Annotated in this window: 17 protein-coding genes; 2 read left to right on the top strand and 15 right to left on the bottom strand. The window is 32.8% G+C overall.

Features of this window, described 5'->3' with window-relative positions; genetic code table 11:
* Positions 1–38: 38 nt before the first annotated feature.
* From coaE to CHB81_RS05840, 10 genes are all read right to left on the bottom strand, one after another.
* The gene (coaE, locus tag CHB81_RS05885; protein WP_089350964.1) at positions 39–635 is read right to left on the bottom strand and encodes a dephospho-CoA kinase; all 597 of its coding nucleotides are present in this window, start codon (positions 633–635) and stop codon (positions 39–41) included.
* 2 nt (positions 636–637) lie between these two features.
* Positions 638–1636, bottom strand: coding sequence for a glycosyltransferase family 2 protein (locus CHB81_RS05880; RefSeq protein ID WP_089350963.1), 999 nt, complete (start codon positions 1634–1636; stop codon positions 638–640).
* 126 nt (positions 1637–1762) lie between these two features.
* Positions 1763–2953, bottom strand: coding sequence for an enoyl-ACP reductase FabV (gene fabV / locus CHB81_RS05875; protein WP_089350962.1), 1191 nt, complete (start codon positions 2951–2953; stop codon positions 1763–1765).
* A gap of 108 nt (positions 2954–3061) precedes the next feature.
* Positions 3062–4714, bottom strand: coding sequence for a DNA repair protein RecN (gene recN, locus CHB81_RS05870; RefSeq protein ID WP_089350961.1), 1653 nt, complete (start codon positions 4712–4714; stop codon positions 3062–3064).
* A gap of 50 nt (positions 4715–4764) precedes the next feature.
* A complete protein-coding gene (locus CHB81_RS05865; RefSeq protein WP_089350960.1) occupies positions 4765–5649 on the bottom strand; it encodes a DUF4835 family protein in 885 nt (294 codons plus the stop codon).
* Positions 5650–5716: 67 nt separating this feature from the next.
* Complete coding sequence (gene coaBC, locus CHB81_RS05860) at positions 5717–6931, bottom strand: bifunctional phosphopantothenoylcysteine decarboxylase/phosphopantothenate--cysteine ligase CoaBC (protein WP_089350959.1); 1215 nt, start codon at positions 6929–6931, stop codon at positions 5717–5719.
* Positions 6932–6949: 18 nt separating this feature from the next.
* On the bottom strand, positions 6950–7270 hold the full coding sequence (locus CHB81_RS05855; RefSeq protein WP_089350958.1) for a DNA-directed RNA polymerase subunit omega: 321 nt from the start codon (positions 7268–7270) through the stop codon (positions 6950–6952).
* A 4-nt stretch (positions 7271–7274) separates the two neighbouring features.
* Entirely contained in the window at positions 7275–8075 is an 801-nt protein-coding gene (locus tag CHB81_RS05850) for an outer membrane protein assembly factor BamD (protein WP_089350957.1), read from the bottom strand.
* A gap of 136 nt (positions 8076–8211) precedes the next feature.
* Entirely contained in the window at positions 8212–9093 is an 882-nt protein-coding gene (gene dapA, locus CHB81_RS05845) for a 4-hydroxy-tetrahydrodipicolinate synthase (RefSeq protein ID WP_089350956.1), read from the bottom strand.
* Positions 9094–9108: 15 nt separating this feature from the next.
* On the bottom strand, positions 9109–9621 hold the full coding sequence (locus CHB81_RS05840) for a hypothetical protein (protein ID WP_089350955.1): 513 nt from the start codon (positions 9619–9621) through the stop codon (positions 9109–9111).
* Between the two features lie 47 nt (positions 9622–9668).
* Between CHB81_RS05840 and CHB81_RS05835 the strand changes: the two genes are divergently transcribed.
* Complete coding sequence (locus CHB81_RS05835) at positions 9669–10448, top strand: 5'-nucleotidase C-terminal domain-containing protein (protein WP_089350954.1); 780 nt, start codon at positions 9669–9671, stop codon at positions 10446–10448.
* A gap of 129 nt (positions 10449–10577) precedes the next feature.
* Positions 10578–11489, top strand: a complete 912-nt coding sequence (locus CHB81_RS05830) for a bifunctional UDP-sugar hydrolase/5'-nucleotidase (RefSeq protein ID WP_089350953.1) — start codon at positions 10578–10580, stop codon at positions 11487–11489.
* Here CHB81_RS05830 and CHB81_RS05825 read toward each other — a convergent pair.
* From CHB81_RS05825 to CHB81_RS05805, 5 genes are all read right to left on the bottom strand, one after another.
* Positions 11475–12170, bottom strand: a complete 696-nt coding sequence (locus CHB81_RS05825) for a lysoplasmalogenase family protein (RefSeq protein ID WP_089350952.1) — start codon at positions 12168–12170, stop codon at positions 11475–11477. The two genes, CHB81_RS05830 and CHB81_RS05825, sit on opposite strands and share 15 nt — an antisense overlap.
* On the bottom strand, positions 12157–14163 hold the full coding sequence (ligA, locus tag CHB81_RS05820; RefSeq protein ID WP_089350951.1) for an NAD-dependent DNA ligase LigA: 2007 nt from the start codon (positions 14161–14163) through the stop codon (positions 12157–12159). The genes CHB81_RS05825 and ligA overlap by 14 nt, the downstream gene beginning before the upstream one ends.
* Before the next feature lie 245 nt (positions 14164–14408).
* Positions 14409–16343, bottom strand: coding sequence for an OmpA family protein (locus CHB81_RS05815; RefSeq protein ID WP_089350950.1), 1935 nt, complete (start codon positions 16341–16343; stop codon positions 14409–14411).
* Between the two features lie 11 nt (positions 16344–16354).
* Positions 16355–17287: a type IX secretion system membrane protein PorP/SprF gene (locus tag CHB81_RS05810; RefSeq protein ID WP_089350949.1), complete on the bottom strand. Its 933-nt coding sequence runs from the start codon at positions 17285–17287 to the stop codon at positions 16355–16357.
* A gap of 45 nt (positions 17288–17332) precedes the next feature.
* Positions 17333–19013: gliding motility-associated C-terminal domain-containing protein (locus tag CHB81_RS05805; protein ID WP_141130369.1), on the bottom strand; the 1681-nt coding region annotated here is incomplete at its 5' end.

Here is a 19013-nt window from a genome sequence, read left to right as displayed (position 1 = left end):
ACAATATACTAAATAATACATTAACCAAATATTAACATTTAAGACTGATTTTGTTTTATATTTAAAATTTTAAGAATTTTAACAACTTCTTCTTTAGCAATTTTAAGATTACTGTTATTAATTACAAAATTGCTTAAGGAAATTCGTTTTTCATCATTCCACTGCATTTTTATTCTGCTTAAAACCTGTTCGCGTGTGGTATTATCTCGCTTTAGAACTCTTTCAATTCTAATTTCTTCCGGGGCAGTAACTGTTACAATAACATCGCAATCTTTATAACGACCACTTTCAAACAAAATTGCGGCTTCGTACACCACATATTGATATTTTTTATGTTTTGATAACCAAATTTCAAAATCCTCTTTTACAGCAGGATGTACTATTGCATTTAATTTTGCTAACTGATCTGTATTATTAAAAACAATTTCAGCCAGTTTTACTCTGTTCAAAATATTATTCTCAAAAAGTGTTTCTCCAAATATTGCTTTTATTTCATTTACAATATTTTCAGATTTCATTACTTTTTTAGCTTCATCATCAGCAATATAAACTGGAACCCCCATTTCTGCAAAATAGTTTGCAATAGTTGTTTTTCCACTTCCTATTCCACCTGTTAAGCCAATAACTTTTGCCATACTTATAATTTAAAAAACATACGAGGAAATGCTTCTTGTGGTTTTTTCTTTAAAAGGATAATTTTAATGAATGATTCTAAAAATCCTGTTCCATAACCATAGAATTGTTTCCAAACTGCAACAACAGATAAATAACCAATTTTGATGCTTTTATTTTGAATACTTGCTGTAAGAAAAATTATAACGAAATATACAAAATATAATTGTAATAAAATATCAATATTGAAAATTAATAGTAAAAAAGCTAATAATAAACCAAGAATAAAAAACGTTGGAAAGAAAAAAGTCAGCTTATTATGTTCTGGATACCAGCTGTTTAAAATTGGCCTGGCGATTCCGAACTTATGTACCTGAATTGAAAATTTCTCCCAATCAATTCTACGTTTATGATAAACGTATGCTTCTGAGAATAATCTCGTCTCAAAACCTAAGTTCCACAAACGGATTGATAAGTCAGGATCTTCTCCAGGATGAATATTCCCAAAGCCTTTTGAAGCTTCAAATGCCTTTTTAGAGATTCCCATATTGAAACTTCTTGGCTGAAATTTATTAATTTTTTCAGAACCTCCACGAATCCCTCCTGTTGTTAAAAAGGAAGTCATTGCAAAATTAATCGCTTTCTGAACATTTGAAAAACTGTCTAATGCTTTATCAGGACCACCAAAACAATCCACATATTCCTGATCTAAAGCTTTTCTAACTTCTGTTAAATAGTTAGACGGAATAATACAATCAGAATCAAATATTATAAAATAATCCCCTCTCGCCTTTTGCATCCCGAAGTTTCTGGAATCTCCAGGTCCTGAATTTTCCTTAAAATAATACGAAATATTCAATTTTCCCTGATAATTCATTACCACGTCTTTGCATGGAATTGATGATCCATCTTCGATTAGAACAATTTCAAAAGCTTCATTATAATCAGATTTCGAGAGACTTTCTAACAGTTCATCTACTTCATCTGGGCGATTATACACGGGTATAATTAAAGAAAAAATCATAATGGGATGTGCGTATTAAAGTGGGAATATTTTAAATTTCAAAATTTTAACAAAGATATGTTATATTCATAAAAAAACCATTCGCTGTGGCGAATGGTTTTCATATATAATAGTATTTTTTTCTATTTATTTGATGCTTTCGATATTTACAACTTCATTTGCTTCAGCTGCATAATCTACTCCTGCAAATTCAAATCCAAAAAGATTCAGGAAATCGTTTCTATATCCTGCTAAATCTCCAATAGCCGGCAATGTTTCTGTTGTAGCTTCTAACCAAAGTTTAGCCACTTTTTCCTGAACATCGTCACGCATTTCCCAGTCGTCAATTCTGATTCTTCCTTTATCATCTGTAGGAACAGCTGATCCAGTGTATAATCTGTCTTGAAACAAACGTTGAATTTGCTCGATACAACCTTCATGGATTCCCTCTTCTTTCATAATTTTATATAAAAGAGAAATATATAACGGAATAACCGGAATTGCTGAACTCGCTTGTGTAACTAATGCTTTGTTTACTGAAACATAAGCTTGACCTCCAATAGATTTTAAACTATCAGTGATAGAAAAAGCTGTAGCTTCTAAATGATCTTTTGCACGACCAATTGTTCCTTTACGGTAAACTGCTTCTGTCAATGATGGTCCAATATAAGAATAAGCAACTGTTGTAGCTCCTTCAGCTAATAAATTCTCTGCCTTTAGAGCATCTATCCACATTGCCCAGTCTTCACCCCCCATTACAGCTACAGTATTTGTAATATCTTCATCGTTTGCCGGAGCAATAGAAACTTCTGTTACGTTTCCTGTATGAAAATCTACTGTTTTATTTGTAAAAGTTTGTCCAATTGGTTTTAAAACCGAACGGTGCAAAACTCCTGTTACCGGATGTTGACGCACTGGCGAAGCCAAACTATAAATTACAAGGTCGATTTGTCCTAAATCAGCCTTAATTAAATCCAGTGTTTGTCTTTTTATTTCGTTTGAAAAAGCATCTCCGTTGATACTTTTTGCATATAGACCTGCTTTATGAGCTTCAGTTTCAAAAGCTGCAGAATTATACCATCCTGGTGAAGCTGTTTTTCCCTCAACTGGTGGTTTTTCAAAGAATACTCCAATTGTTGCAGCGTCAGATCCAAAAGCGCTTGTGATTCTTGAAGCTAAACCAAATCCTGTAGAAGCTCCGATAACTAATACTTTCTTTGCTCCAGCAATTGGACCTTTTGATTTTATATATTCTATTTGATTTTTAACATTTTGCTCGGCTCCTTTTGGGTGAGATGTCAAGCAAATAAATCCTCTCATTCTAGGTTCTATAATCATGTTTTTACTGTTTATTCGTAATTGGGTTATTCTTCTTTACTTCTTAAAATATCAACCTGCCTACGTTTGTTTAATTAGCTTTTAAGATGACAAATATAAATTATTTCTTTAGTTCAACAAGGCTTTAGCATGATTTAAAGCCGAATCTGAAACGACTGCTCCAGACAACATCTGAGCAATTTCGACAATTCTTTCTTCCTGAGACAAAAGCTTCAACTCTGATTGTGTATCATCATTAACCGTAGATTTTGAAACTTTAAAATGCGAATCTCCTTTTGCTGCTATTTGTGGTAAGTGTGTAATCGCAAATATTTGCATTTTTGTACTCATCTCTTTCATTATCTCTCCCATTCTAATGGCAATTTCTCCGGAAACTCCTGTATCAATTTCATCAAAAATTAAGGTTGGTAATTTTGAGTATTGTGCCAAAATCGCTTTGACCGCCAACATAATACGAGACATTTCTCCTCCGGAAGCTACTTTTTTCAATAGGCCAAAATCAGTTCCTTTATTAGCAGAGAATAAAAATTGCAATTCGTCTTTTCCATTTTGGAAATACGTTTCAGATGATAATAATTCCATATTGAAGCGAACATTTGGCATTCCTAAAGTTTCTAATATCGAAACTAATTGATTCGATAAAACAGGAATTGCATTTAATCTGTTTTGATGAATTGTTGCTGAAAAAGCATCTAATTCTGTCGTTTTTTGTTCTATTGATTTGGATAAAATCGCTATTTCTTCTTCAATATTATCTAATTCAAGAACTTTATTTTCTAAGTCTGCCTGAATTTGTAATAATTCGTCCACAGTATTAACCTGATGTTTTTTCTGTAAATTATAAATTAACTGCAGCTTTTGACTCACTAATTCCAGTTGCGCGGGATCGTTTAGTAATTTTTCGGAAGCATTTTGCAATTCTCTCGAAACATCATCAAATTCAATTGCTACACTTGTTACTCTTTCGAATAAGTTTTGATATTCTGACGAAAATGTTGCTATTTTTTGCAACGAAATTTTAATTTCATTTAGATTATGAAAAACACCAAATTGTTCTTCATTAGCAATAACGAGAGATTTATCAATTGATTCTTTGATAATCTCAACATTATTCAACTTCTCATAATCAGCTTCTAATTCTTCCTGCTCTCCGGATTTTAACTTAGCAACAACCAATTCGTTTAATAAAAATGTATTGTACTCCTGCTCTTTTCCCGAGTCGCTTTGCTTTTTCAATAAAGCATTCAGTTTCGTTTTATCAGCTTTATACTCTTTTAACAATTTTTGGTACGCTAAAATTGTTTCAGCATTATTTGCAATTGCATCAATAATTTTAAACTGAACACTTTCATCTGACAATTCTTGCGTTTGTTGTTGTGAATGTATGTCTATCAAAAACAAACTTAGATCCTGTAATTCCTGAAGATTTACCGGACTATCATTTATAAAAGCACGAGATTTTCCCGAAGGTAAAATTTCGCGTCTAATAATAGTTTCGTCTTCATAATCAAGATCATTATTTTCGAAAAATTCTTTCAGATTGTATTTAGAAATTTCAAAATGCGCTTCAATAACACATTTTTCATCTTTATTTTTTAACGAAGTAAGATCGGCTCTTTTTCCTAAAACAAGTCCAATTGCGCCTAATATAATTGACTTTCCTGCACCTGTTTCCCCTGTAATTATAGAAAAACCTTTTGAAAAGTCTATAGAAAGTTTTTCAATTAGAGCGTAATTTTTAATTGACAGCGAAGTAATCATAGAGAAATTTTGTAAATATAAAAGTTAATAGAGTGTGTGAAATTAAATAATTAAAATTTAATTTGCGACCATTTAGTAGAATTCAATGGCGAGACTTTATTAAGAACATCTGTCAAATCTGTAACAGGAATACTTGGACCTCCCGAAAATATCGAAACAATTTCGTCTGATTTTGCATCAAAAAATACTCTTGTCAAAAATGCATTTGGTTTGACTGTAGCAAATCGGCCAATAATCATGAGTGATGCTTTTATTTTTTCTTTTGACGCTTTCAAATCCTGACTCATTCCGTCTAATCCGGCATGATATGCATACATTACCTGACGTAAATCACTATACATTGGCGAAATCATATCGTTTATTAAATAGTAACGATTCTGGACTCCATCAGCCTGACTCCATCCTTTAGAACCTCCCTGTTGAGCAACATTTGCAATATTCTGAGCGGTTTCAAGGTATTGATTTCCGGCACCCATTTGAAAAGTATCGGCGTCCATTCCCAAAATCAAATAACTATAAAAAGAAATTACAGAAACTAAATTCGAATCGAATGTTGTAGGATTAAACAGCAATGGTTCGTACTCTGTATATCTAAAATTAAAATCTTTATCGTTATAATTTAAAACCGGAGACGAATAAGTTGAATTAAAAATTAAACGAGACGATTGCACCTGAATAGTTCCACTAAACTGATCTGAACTATTAGATGATAACGTAATATACATTGAACAATTAATACGCTCATTTTGCTTTAAAACTGATCCTGTCCAATCTGTTTTATTGACAAACTCAGATAAAGAAGTCTGAAGTGTTTTAAAAACCTGTTGATTGGGATTTGGCAATCTTTCCGTATTAATAGTTACAGTACAATTTAGCTGTTGTGCTTGCGTAAAGCCAAAAATAAAGAAAAATAAAAGTGTAACTATTTTATTCATACGAAAGGTAATTTGGATTCAATTACAAAAGTAATACTATTCTTGCTTTTAATTCGTATTTTAACTTTTATGATTCCACAAAATGCGAAATCACTTTACTTAAAATATCAACAGCTACAAATTCTTTTGATTTTAATTCCATTGGCTCAATCTTAAAATTTTTGTCAATAAAAGTAACTTTATTGGTTTCTTTTTTAAAACCGGCGCCTTCATCTTGTAAGGAATTTAAAACAATCAAATCTAAGTTTTTTTTCTGAATTTTCAACTTAGCATTTTCAATTTCGTTTTCAGTCTCTAAAGCAAACCCAATTAAGAATTGTTTTTTTTTGATTGCACCCAATGATGCTAAAATATCTTTGGTCTTTTCTAATTCTATTGTAAAATCATCGGCAGCTTTTTTAATCTTTTGCAACGCAACGACTTTAGGTCTGTAATCTGCCACAGCTGCAGCTGCAACCGCTACGTCAACATCATTAAAATATAAATGACAAGCATCGTACATATCCTGCGCCGAGACTACATTAATCACTTCTACTAAACTATTCTTAGCTTTATAATGTGTTGGTCCTGTTACTAAAATCACTTGTGCACCTAAATTAGCTGCTTCATTTGCAATATCAAACCCCATTTTTCCTGAAGAATGATTTCCTATAAAACGCACAGGATCTATTGCTTCGTATGTTGGTCCAGCAGTAATTAGTATTTTTTTTCCTCTTAGAGGCAATTTACTTTCTAAATCAGCTTCCAGAAAAGCAATAATATTTTCAGGTTCTGCCATTCTTCCTTCTCCTGATAAACCACTTGCTAATTCTCCATTTTCGGCTGGAATCATTACATTTCCAAATTGCTTTAAAGCAACAAAACTAGATATAGTTGATGGGTGTTTATACATATCCAAGTCCATTGCCGGAGCGAAATAAACAGGACATTTTGCCGATAAATAAGTTGCAATTAAAAGATTATCACAGTTTCCGGTTGTCATTTTCGACAATGTATTGGCTGTTGCGGGAGCAATTAACATTAAATCAGCCCAAAGTGCCAATTCAACATGATTGTTCCAAACGGCATCTTCATCGTCCTGATTGAAGAAACTGGAATGTACAGGATTTTTTGATAACGTAGATAACGTAAGTGGAGTTACAAAATCCTTAGAAGCAGGTGTCATTATCACTTGGACATGTGCACCTGCTTTTATAAAAAGTCGTACTAATGAAGCTGTTTTATAGGCTGCAATTCCACCAGAAACTCCCAGTAAAATTTTCTTCCCTTTTAAAACTGACATTTATACTATATTATTTTATTATTTGTTGTTTGAACTTCTGTGGTAAGTTTTACCATCTAACCATTCTTGTACAGCTAAAGCGTGTGGTTTAGGTAATTTTTCGTAAAATTTAGAAACTTCAATTTGCTCTTTATTTTCAAAAACTTCTTCAAGACTGTCATTGTAAGTAGCAAACTCTTCTAATTTTTCAGTTAATTCTTTTTTGATTTCAGAATTAATTTGATTTGCTCTTTTAGCCATAATGGTAATTGCTTCATACACATTTCCTGTTGGCTCTTCAATAACTGTTTTATTGTAAGTTATTGTATTTACAGGAGCATTCGTCTTTTTTAAATCCATGACTTTATTTTATTTTAGTAAATTTTTGTAAATCAGTTTCAACTCTAGCATTCATTTCTTCTGCTTTCTCTTTGTATTTTGTAGCGCCGTTGAACTTAATTAAGTTGTTATAAGCCGCTTTTGCAACATTTAAACGTTCTTCCATTTTTGAAGGAACACTATTTATTGCTAATTGGTATGCCGAATCATATTTGTAGAACAACGCATCTTCTTTGAATGGTGTTCCCGGAAAATCAGCGATAAAATTATCAAATGCAATTAATGCTGATTTGTAATCTGAAATCGTATTGTATCCTTTTGCATTTTCGTATGCTTTTTTCTCTAATTTACCGTTCAAAATTTTCACGGCTTCATTTGCCTGAGCAATGTATTCAGAGTTTGGATAGTTGTCAATAAATGCTTGTAATTTCTCTAAAGCTTTTACTGTATCTGTTTGATCTAAACTGTAAACAGGTGCTAATTTTGAATAACTAAAAGCTCCAAGAAAAGCTGCTTCCTGAACTTTCTCACTACGAGGATATCCTGAAACAAAGCTTTCGAACTGGTAACCAGCTAAATAATATTGTTTTGTCTTATAATAAGACTGAGAAAACATATAAAAAAGTTTCTCTGCCTGAGGCTTACCTCTATATGTAGGTGCTAATTGTTCGAAAAGACGAATCGCTTTTGAATATTTTCCTGCATCATACATCTTTGTTGCTATATCAAACTTTGCTGCAACATCTTCATTTTTCAATGCTTTTTGGTAATCACTACAAGAACAAAAAAGGACAACAACAATTAATAGAGATACTATTTTTTTCATTTTCTTACTTTTATTATGATTTCTTAGACAATTATGCCAAAGCAAAATCACACCGAAGTTCCGGTGGCAAATTTAGTTATTAATTTAGCTACTACAAAATATTTTTTGGTATATTAAAATACCGGTAATCTTACTGTTATTTAATGCTGTTTTTAACAAATTCATTCAATCTGTTTGCCAGAGATTCATCGACAGTTACCAATGGCAAACGTACAACATTCTCAGCAATATCAAGGGCTTGAAAGACCTGTTTGATTCCGGCAGGATTTCCCTGCTCAAAAATCATATCAATACAATCTGACAAAAAGTATTGTGTTTTAAATGCTTCATTTACTTTTCTGTTCAATCCTAAACGGATCATTTCTGAAAATTCTTTCGGAAAACCTTGCCCAATTACAGAAATTACTCCTGCTCCGCCAGCCAAAACAATTGGTAACGCAATCATATCATCTCCTGAAATTACAAGAAAATCTTTTGGTGCATTTTTAATCAATTGCATAGCCTGAACCAAATCGCCCGCAGCTTCTTTTATCGCTACAATATTACTAAAATCATTTGCCAAACGCACCACTGTCGCCGGCAACATATTACTTGACGTTCTTCCCGGAACATTATATAAAATTACAGGAATTGGCGAAGCTTCAGCGATTGCTTTAAAATGTTGATAAATTCCTTCTTGTGTTGGCTTGTTATAATAAGGAGAAACAGAAAGAATAGCTTCAAAAGCTGAAAAATCTCTTGTTTTTAATTCCTCTACAATTTGCATTGTATTATTTCCTCCAACTCCAAGAACTAAAGGCAATCTTCCTTTATTGACATCGATTACTGTATTTATAACCAATTCTTTTTCGGCATGAGTTAAGGTAGCGTTTTCTGCTGTTGTCCCCATAACTACAAGATATTCAACTCCGCCATCAATCGAAAAATTAACGACACGCTGTAAAGCTTCAATATCTACTGAAAAGTCCTTTTTAAATGGGGTTACAAGCGCAACACCAGTTCCTATTAATGATTGCATATTCTAATTTATATTTTATTTTATACTCTTTAAATACTTAAACAATTCTGTTACGAAAAGTTTATAATCCTCAAAAGCAGTATTCATCATCCAGCGGTTTAAGCTTATATCGATTGACGAAAATCCTACTTTAAATTTAGCTTTTGATTTACTGGTTATCATCATCAAAATTGCTTTTTCGATATCATAATAACTAATCAAAAGATCAAATTCTGTGGTTGTAAATTCCTTCAGAAAGTCTTCTGTAATCTCTGCCCTCCAATTGATGTGTTTTTTACCAAAAGTAGGCATTGAATAGGTTTCTTTCTGCTTAAATTTATCGCTATACACAACAATTTTTATGTCCTCAGGTGCTATCCCTTGTAGAGTTAATTCTTTTATTAACTCTTTTGAATAATGAAAATTACTTTCATCTATCAATAAACCAATTGTTTGTATGTTGCTTGTAAAGACTTCGTTTTTGACATTACGCAGGTTATTTTTTAATGATTTTTTTACAAAAAATTCCTTTATATAATTTAAAAACATACTACTTTTACAAGATTACAAAATTAATTATTTAAGTCGCATTTAAGATGGTAAAACTAAAAAAGTATAACGGATTTTTGAAACTTTTTGTTATATTCTTAACACTTTTTTTTATATTTTCCTGCAGTCAGAAAAATTATAATTTAACGAAGATAGAAGGAAAACAGCTTCCAATTACAGAAAAGGATGCAGAAACTCCTGAAATTGAAAAATTTATAAAGCCATATCGCGATCATATCAACAAAGACCTGGACAGCGTACTTGCTTATTGTCCTGAAACTCTTGATAAAAGTACCGGAAAATGGCAAACTACCATTGGAAGTTTATTGGCAGATGTTTGTGTAGAAAGAGGTAATCTTGTTTTTAAGGCTCGTGAGAAAAAAGAAATTGATTTATGTTTGTTAAATCATGGAGGAATTCGTGCCATTTTACCTAAAGGTAATGTAACAACAAGAACTGCTTTTGAGATTATGCCTTTTGAAAACAATCTGGTTGTTGTAGCCCTAAAAGGACAACAAATTCTAGAAATCGCAGCTTATATTATTAAGGAGAAAAAACCGCAACCTTTATCCGGAATGACTTTTACGATTGCAAAAGACAATACGGCTAAAAATATTTTGATTCACGGAAAACCTCTTGATATTAATAAAGTCTATTATGTAGCTACAAATGATTATTTGGCAAATGGAGGTGACAGCATGAGTTTCTTTGCTAAAGGTGTTCAGAAATTTGACCTGAATTATAAACTTCGAAATGTATTGATTGATTATTTCAAAGAAGTAGATACGATTCCGGTACCCAAAGACATCCGAATTACCGAAGAATAAATTAAGAAAAAAAGCTTGCCACGAATTAGCCCGAATTCAATGAAATAACAATTAGTGTGAATTCGTGGAATTCGTAGCAAAAAAAAATAACATCAAATTACAATATCGTTTCCTCAAAAAATATATAAAATGAAAAGAAGAGAATTTATCGAAAAAACAGCCGCAAGTACTGCCTTACTAAGTTTAGGTTTGTCATTAAGCAGTTTTGAAACTAACGATATAAAACACTTAACGATTCTTCATACTAATGATGTTCACAGCCACATTGACCCTTTTCCGGCTGATGATCCCCGTAATCCAAATAAAGGCGGTGTATCCCGCCGTGCAGCACTTATTGAAACTATTCGTCATGAAAATCCAAATGTTCTTTTATTGGATGCCGGTGATATTTTTCAGGGAACTCCATACTTTAATTATTATGGTGGTGAACTTGAATTTAAATTGATGAGCATGATGAAATATGATGCTTCAACGATAGGAAATCACGATTTTGACAATGGCCTTGATGGTTTATATGCTCAAATGCCACACGCTACTTTTGAATTTATCAATTCTAATTATGACTTTAAAAACACAGTCATGAACGGACTTGTAAAACCTTATAAAATCTTTAATAAAAACGGAATTAAAGTAGGGGTTTTTGGTGTAGGAATTGAACTTGCAGGTTTGGTTGATAAACAAATGTATAAAGAAACTGTTTATAATGATCCTGTCGAAGCTGCTCAGGATATGACGAAACTATTGAAAAAAGAAGAAAAATGTGATTTGGTAATTTGTCTTTCGCATTTAGGTTATAAATACAAAGACGACGAATCTAAAATTTCTGATTTAAAATTTGCAGCACAAACTCAGGATATTGACTTGATTATTGGCGGTCACACGCACACTTTCTTAGACAAACCAACTATCGTAAAAAATAAAGCAGGACAAGATGTTTTGGTTAATCAGGTAGGTTGCTATGGGATTAATTTAGGAAGAATAGATTTTTACTTTGATAAAGACAAAGCGCACACAAATCAGGGAAGATCAATTATTGTATAATATTTTCTTCTGAATTTTAGCTTTTTCAAGAAAATATTCGACCATAAAAAAGTAGCCTAAAATTTGTGTTACATCCCGAATTAACACTAAGACAACGGAATAAGAGAAGTATTCATTGAAGATATAAAAGATATCTGAAAAGATATAACTAATCGCCATTAAAGACATTAAAAGTGCAATATGTGTTCCTTTTGTAATATAACTTATAAAAGAAAAACAACTTAAAACACTAAGAACGATTCCGTAAAAAGTATAAAGTATACTGAATTTTTTCATACTGTCTAATTGCAGACTCAGTACTGAAACCAGTAAGTAAACTATAAAAACTACTACAATAGAAATTGGCAAAATATCTTTTTTTGCCAATTTTATTTTTTCATGCTCCTGCATAAAAAGCTTTACTATCAAAAGGTAAACTACCAGGAAGCAAAGTACTCCGCCAATTTCTGAAACTTCAACACCCATTAGATCAAATACCTGACCTACAAAGCAAAATAAAAAGATTAAACCTTCTGTCTTTCCTATTTTTAATTCACTGCTAATTAAGAAATAAATAAAAATCGCCGGAAGTACAATCGCTTTTGCATAAATTGCCAAGAAATCTTGTCCTGTCCAATCGAAAATGATTGTAAACAGTAAAGCAATAAAGAATAAAATCAACGATGGTTTATTCGCTTTCATTTAGTTTGTTTATAAAGTCTTGCTCTGACAATATAGGAATGTTTAACTTATTAGCTTTTTCTAATTTTGCAGGTCCCATATTATCACCTGCGACTACAAAATCAGTTTTAGCAGAAATTGAACTTCCTACTTTCCCACCGTTATCTTCGATGGTTTTCTTTAATTCATCTCTTGAGAATTGACTAAAAACTCCAGAAACTACAAATGTTTTCCCGATGAATTTCTCGGTTGCATTTGGATTAATTTTCTCTACAATTTCAAATTGAATTTCGTGATTTTTCAGGCGTTCAATTATTATTTTGTTCTCTTCGTTTTCAAAGAATTCAATAACGCTTTTGGCAATTCGTTCTCCAATTTCATCAACCAAGATCAAATCCATTAAAGAAGCTTTGCTCAATGCGTCTATATTTTTGTAATGTTTGGCTAATTTCTTGGCTACGGTTTCTCCAACAAAACGGATTCCGAGTGCAAACAAAACACTTTCGAACGGAATTTCTTTTGATTTCTCAACGCCTTTTACCAGATTTTCAGCCGATTTTTGCGCCATTCTTTCTAAATGCAAAATATCTTCGACTTTCAATTCATACAAATCGGCATAGTTATGCACTAAATCATTCTTAAACAATAAAGCCACTGTTTCACCTCCAAGTCCTTCAATATCCATTGCTTTTCTTGAAATATAATGTTGGATTCGTCCGATAATCTGCGGAGGACATCCATAAAAATTTGGACAATAATGATTGGCTTCGCCTTCGTTCCTAACCAATTCCGTTTGACATTCCGGACAATGTGTAATGTATTGTGTTGTTTCTGAATTTTCAGGACGTTGTGATAAATCTACTGCTATAATTTTAGGAATAATTTCTCCTCCTTTTTCAACAAAAACGGTATCATTTATTCTTATGTCTAATTTCTCAATTTGATCTGCATTGTGCAAAGAAGCTCTTTTTACAATGGTTCCTGCCAATTGTACCGGTTCTAAATTTGCTACAGGAGTAATTGCTCCAGTACGGCCAACTTGATAGGATATTGATTTTAATTGCGTCGAAACTTGTTCTGATTTGAATTTATACGCAATTGCCCAACGTGGCGATTTTGCTGTATAACCTAATTCTTCCTGATGTTGAATGCTATTTACTTTTATAACAACTCCATCGGTTTCATATGGCAATTTATGTCGATGCACATCCCAATAATCAATGAAGTCGAAAACTTCCTGCATATTATTGACCAACTTTGCTTCGTTTGGCACTTTAAATCCCCATTTTCTGGCTGATTCTAATCCTTCATATTGAGATGAAAATGGCAAACTATTTCCAGTTACAAAATACAACAAACATTCTAACGGGCGTTTTGCAACCTCAGCACTGTCTTGTAATTTTAAACTTCCTGATGCTGTATTTCTCGGATTTGAATAGGGTGTTTCTCCAATTTCAATTAGCTCCTGATTCATTTTTTCAAAACCTGCAAATGGTAAAATAATTTCACCTCGAATATCAAATTTATCTGGATAGTTTCCTTTTAATTGTAAAGGAATCGATTTTATAGTTTTAATGTTATTGGTTACTTCATCTCCCTGAAAACCGTCTCCGCGTGTTAGTGCCTGAACTAGTTTTCCGTTTTCATAGGTAATACTTATTGAAGCTCCGTCATATTTTAACTCGCAAGTGTATTGCAAGGTCACGTTTCCTAATACTTTCTGAATTCGATTTTCCCAGTCTAATAAATCTTCTTTAGAATAAGAATTATCCAACGAATACATTCTGTATTGATGTGCAATGGTTTTAAAACTCTTTGTCACGGCTCCTCCTACTCGTTGTGTTGGCGAATTCTCGTCAAAAAACTCAGGATGTTTATCCTCCAAATCTTGCAGCTCCTTTAGCTTAATATCAAAATCATAGTCAGAAATTGTGGCATTATCCAGCACATAATAGTTGTAATTGTGTTGATTAAGTTCGTTTCGTAAAGTCTGGATTGTTTCTTGAATATTCATATGATAATTAAATGATGCAGATTGTAATTTAGTATAATTGAATATCAAAATTAGGATTTTTTTGTTCAAAAACAGTAAAAACTAAAAGTTTTATAAAATCAAAAATCAAGCTGCAAAAAGATGCAGCCTGATTTTCTTCTTGTCCATCATTCTTAAAAAAGAATTAATAAAAACCAACTTCCAAATGGTTTCTTCGTTCTATACTTTTAATCTGATAATCAAGTTATTAGATCGCAAATATAAAACTATTTCTGGATAATAATGAAGTCTGATCTTCTGTTAACTAAATGTTCGGCTTCGGTGCATTTTACACCATTTTTACATTTATTAATTATTCTGCTTTCGCCATAACCAATCGCGCTTTCTATTCTTGAAGGATCTATATCCTGCGAAACGATATAATCACGTGTTGATTTGGCTCTGTTATCAGAAAGTTTCAGATTGTAAGCGTCTTTACCACGAGAATCTGTGTGTGATTCGATTTTGATTCTGATGTTTGGAAATTTTCTCATGATAAAAACTACTTTAGACAATTCTTCAATTGCTAATGGCGTAATATCATATTTATCATAGTCAAAATAGATTGGATTAACATCGACTTTTTCAACGCCTTTTTTCTTAACTACTAAATCATCGTAATTACTAAGCTCGAAATTAACGTCTTTGATTTCACCCTCGTTTTCCATTGTAGTTTCAACAGTTTTTTCGTCACTGCTGTAATTTGGCTTTGCCGCAATCATTTTAACCACTTTTCCGCAGGGAACGACAACTGCATATTTACCGTCAAAATTTGTTTTAGTTTCTGCAAGGATTTCACTGTAAGAGTTGTATGCCATAACCGAAACATCTGTAAGCGGTAATTTTGTTTTTCTGTCAAATGCTATACCTGAAATGTTTTGATTACAGACAGGTTTCCCTTTTGTAAAAGAGTAGATATCATCATCTCCTTTACCTTCGGCTCTGTTGGAAGATACATAACCGTAACTGTCTGTTTTGTCAATTACAAAAGCAAAATCGTCTTTGTTGCTATTTATTGGAGCTCCCAGATTTTTTGGAATTGTAAATGTTCCATCAGCTAAAAAATTACTTTCGTAGACATCTAAATCTCCCAATCCATAATGTCCATCTGAAGAAAAATAGAGTACTCCGTTACGGTAAAAAGGAAAGACATCATTCCCGATGGTGTTAATCTTTGGTCCCAGATTTATCGGGGAACCCATTGTACCATCATTGGCAATTTTTACATAATACAAATCGCTTTCACCAAAACCTCCCGGCATATCTGACGCAAAGAAAAGATATTGCCCATCGTCACTCAAAGACGGATGACCAACTGAGTAGTCATTACTGTCAAAAAATACTTTTTGTGGGTTTTCTAATTTCCCATCAGTCATATCACCTTTTATGATTTGAAAATTATTGACCTTTTCCTGATCAATTACCAGTTTATTTTTCTTTACAATATTTGTAGAATAGTAAATTGTTTTTCCACTGGCATCAAAACTCGCAGTTGCTTCGTGATACTTGGTCATTACATTTGGAAGAAATACTGTTTCATTAAACAAGCTTCCATCTGCAGGGTTTCTTTCTGCCACATACAAATTTAGAAATGGCTGATTGTTCCAGGTATACAATTTCTGACTGAATTTTGTAGTATCTCTGGCTGATGCGAACACTATTTTGTCTTGATAGAAACTGGCTCCAAAATCAGATTTACTGGTATTTATATCTAAATTTTTTATGTTATAAAGAGATTTTGTTTTTGCCAGACTATCCATTCGTGCTTTTTGGGCAACATAATGATTGATCTCATTTTTATCTCCTTTTTTATTCAGATATTCTTTTGTGATTTTATCTGCTTCATCATAATCCATAACGGCTTTCATGGTCTGGATATAACGCAAATAATAAATATCAGTCAAATTATTGCCTTGCGCCTCATATAATTTTCGATACCACTTTAATGCATTTTTGGCATCTGAAATAAAATAATACGAGTCGGCAGCATTTTTCAACGTTTGAGTAGATGGATCTTTTATGTTTTGCAAAATTTCTTCATATGCTTTCGAAGCGTCGGCATAGGAATAATTTCTAAACAAGGCATCTGCTTTTTTTAAATTTGTCTGAGCAAAACCAAATGTAAAACTCAATACTAAACTTAGGATATATAATTTTTTCATAGGTTGTATTTTTAGAAGAATCGAGGAGATTTAATTTTGCTTTCACCTTTATTGAACTGATATTTCAAGATGAACTCATGTGTTCCATCATTGTATTTGTTCAATTGACTTACAGTATAATCAAAAGCATATCCTAAATAGAAGCTTTTAGATATTTGAAAACCTGCCAGAATACTTATAGAATCATCTGTTCTATAAGAAGCTCCAATTACAAATTTTTCTGCAATCATAAAATTCGCCGAAATATCAGCAGTAAGTGGTGCTCCACTCACTGCTTTTACTAAAAATGCCGGTTTAAATTTCAAATTTGGATTCAAATCAAAAACATAACCTCCCATTAAATAATAATGTAGACGATCGTAATTTATAGACTCCTGAACGTCGTCATAATAATCACTTTGAATAAAGCTTGGAATTGAAAATCCTAAATACCATTTATCAGTATAATAGTAAACTCCTGCTCCAACTGCTAATTTTGCCTGATTGTCAATATTTTGATTTAGCAAAACATCATTATTATCATAATATCTCCCTTTTGACCAATCTATATTCAACATTCTCATACCGGCTTTTAACCCGAATGCTAATCTTTTTTCGTAACCAAGTGGTATTGAATAAGAGAAGTTTCCGTCCAGATACAATTCGTTTGAAGGACCTATTTTGTCGTTAACGACACTTAATCCTAAACCAATTTTCTCGTTTCGAAGCGGTGATTGAACAGAGAACGATTGTGTTTCTGGTGCTCCAGAAATTCCAACCCATTGTGAACGGTGCAAAAGTGTTGCTTCTAAACTACCGGTAGACCCAGCATACGCTGGATTTACCGCCATAGTGTTATACATATACTGTGTGTATTCAGGATCCTGTTGTGCACTGGCACAAAATGTAATAAAAGAACATATTAAAATGAAATACGTTTCTAATGATTTTATATATAGTTTCATAACGATACTTATTTAGTTAAATTAATTAGATGATTAATAGCATGTTTATCTCATAATAGATAACCATCCTTTTTTAACCGTTCCATCTCCAATGGTTATCACATAAAAATAAGTACCTGTTGGCAACATATCTCCTCTATTAACAACTCCAGATACATTGGCAGTTCCGTCCCAATCATTTTCATAATGCTGTCTACTAAATACTAATGAACCGTATCTGTTAAATACTTTCAACTCGTTATTTGGATATGTTTCGATACAATCAATTCTAAAGAGGTCATTTGATCCATCATTATTTGGAGTGAACTCATTATAAACTGTCAAACAAATTGGCTCTACAGAAGCGGAAGCCGAATTATTTGCTGCATCAACATCCAATGGAGTTGAAATTTCGATTGTGGCAACATTTGTATAATTACCGCTTGTTAATACTTCGGCAGTAACTGTTAGTACAACACTTTGTCCTGAATTCAAAGTTGGAATTGTCCAAAGCTGTGTGTTTGGATCGTATGTACCTACTGTTGTATTAGAACTTACTAAATTATATCCACTTGGTAATAAATCACTAACTATTGTATTTATAAAACTACCTTCTCCAACATTGTTTACCGTGATGGTAAATGTTACCTGGTCACCAAAATTTGGTGTAGGGTTGCTAACTGTGTTGGTAATTGTCAAATCTGAACATGTAGCAACTGTAACATTTAATGATTTTGTTGTAGTATCTCCACAGTTATTTGTGTACGTTACCTCAACTTTACCCGGTCCAATATCAGACCATGATACTGTTACAGATCCATCTGCGGTTCCTCCTCCGGAAACTATTGTTCCGTTAGTGATCGACCAAACATAATTTGATTTTCCGTTTGCTATAGAATAAGTAACTCCTTTAAAAACACATGGTGTGTCGTCTGTAGTTGTTAGCTGTACTAAAGCATCGTTTTCAAAATTAACTACAATACCTAATCTCGTTGCGCTCTCACAACCATTTGTTGTGTTATTTAAAGCACTCGCATAATAGGTAGCTGCAATTAAAGGTGTGTTTGCTGCTAATGGTGTTCCGCCAGTTGCAGATGTGTACCAAACTACGTTAGGTTCGTTTACCACTATATTAGCTAATGTTGGCAGTGCTGATAAACAGAATGTTTGTGTTGTTCTTGGTGTAGTAACGATACCTGGTGTATTTACTTTCACCACAACCGCTAATCTCACAGAGTTTTCACAACCTGAAGTACTTGAAACAACTCCGTAGTATGTTCCGCTAACTAAAGCTGTTGTGGCAGGAATTGCTGTACCTCCCGTTGCAGCGCTATACCAAATTACATTTGCTTCATTTACCTGAATGTTAGAAACTTTTGGTGCATTTGTTGAACAAAAGTCTTGTGAAGCATCTGTTGTAGTTGGCGTTGGACTCGGATCTGAAACTGTTACCGTAACTTGCAAACGAGTTTTGCTCTCACAACCTGTTACCGGATCTGTAATGTTTCCGTAATAAATACCATTAGTTAAAGCGGTTGTGGCTGGAATTACTGTTCCTCCTGTTAAAGCGGTATACCAAACTACATTAGCTTCGTTTACCTGAATGCTTGCAACTGTTGGCGCACCTACTGAACAGAAATCTTGCGTTGTATCTGTTGTTGTTGGATTAACTGTGTTTCCAATAGTGGTCGTAACTTTTAATCTAATGTTACTTTCACAACCCGTTACCGGATCTTTTATGGCTCCA

Source organism: Flavobacterium sp. ov086 (assembly GCF_900187965.1).
Lineage (GTDB): Bacteria > Bacteroidota > Bacteroidia > Flavobacteriales > Flavobacteriaceae > Flavobacterium.
This window is presented reverse-complemented; position numbering and strand designations above follow the sequence as displayed.

Bases quoted from the DNA above. Each gene is read 5' to 3' on its own strand.
- coaE (WP_089350964.1), bottom strand. From the start codon at position 635: ATGGCAAAAGTTATTGGCTTAACAGGTGGAATAGGAAGTGGAAAAACA.
- CHB81_RS05880 (WP_089350963.1), bottom strand. From the start codon at position 1,636: ATGATTTTTTCTTTAATTATACCCGTGTATAATCGCCCAGATGAAGTA.
- fabV (WP_089350962.1), bottom strand. From the start codon at position 2,953: ATGATTATAGAACCTAGAATGAGAGGATTTATTTGCTTGACATCTCAC.
- recN (WP_089350961.1), bottom strand. From the start codon at position 4,714: ATGATTACTTCGCTGTCAATTAAAAATTACGCTCTAATTGAAAAACTT.
- CHB81_RS05865 (WP_089350960.1), bottom strand. From the start codon at position 5,649: ATGAATAAAATAGTTACACTTTTATTTTTCTTTATTTTTGGCTTTACG.
- coaBC (WP_089350959.1), bottom strand. From the start codon at position 6,931: ATGTCAGTTTTAAAAGGGAAGAAAATTTTACTGGGAGTTTCTGGTGGA.
- CHB81_RS05855 (WP_089350958.1), bottom strand. From the start codon at position 7,270: ATGGATTTAAAAAAGACGAATGCTCCTGTAAATACAATAACTTACAAT.
- CHB81_RS05850 (WP_089350957.1), bottom strand. From the start codon at position 8,075: ATGAAAAAAATAGTATCTCTATTAATTGTTGTTGTCCTTTTTTGTTCT.
- dapA (WP_089350956.1), bottom strand. From the start codon at position 9,093: ATGCAATCATTAATAGGAACTGGTGTTGCGCTTGTAACCCCATTTAAA.
- CHB81_RS05840 (WP_089350955.1), bottom strand. From the start codon at position 9,621: ATGTTTTTAAATTATATAAAGGAATTTTTTGTAAAAAAATCATTAAAA.
- CHB81_RS05835 (WP_089350954.1), top strand. From the start codon at position 9,669: ATGGTAAAACTAAAAAAGTATAACGGATTTTTGAAACTTTTTGTTATA.
- CHB81_RS05830 (WP_089350953.1), top strand. From the start codon at position 10,578: ATGAAAAGAAGAGAATTTATCGAAAAAACAGCCGCAAGTACTGCCTTA.
- CHB81_RS05825 (WP_089350952.1), bottom strand. From the start codon at position 12,170: ATGAAAGCGAATAAACCATCGTTGATTTTATTCTTTATTGCTTTACTG.
- ligA (WP_089350951.1), bottom strand. From the start codon at position 14,163: ATGAATATTCAAGAAACAATCCAGACTTTACGAAACGAACTTAATCAA.
- CHB81_RS05815 (WP_089350950.1), bottom strand. From the start codon at position 16,343: ATGAAAAAATTATATATCCTAAGTTTAGTATTGAGTTTTACATTTGGT.
- CHB81_RS05810 (WP_089350949.1), bottom strand. From the start codon at position 17,287: ATGAAACTATATATAAAATCATTAGAAACGTATTTCATTTTAATATGT.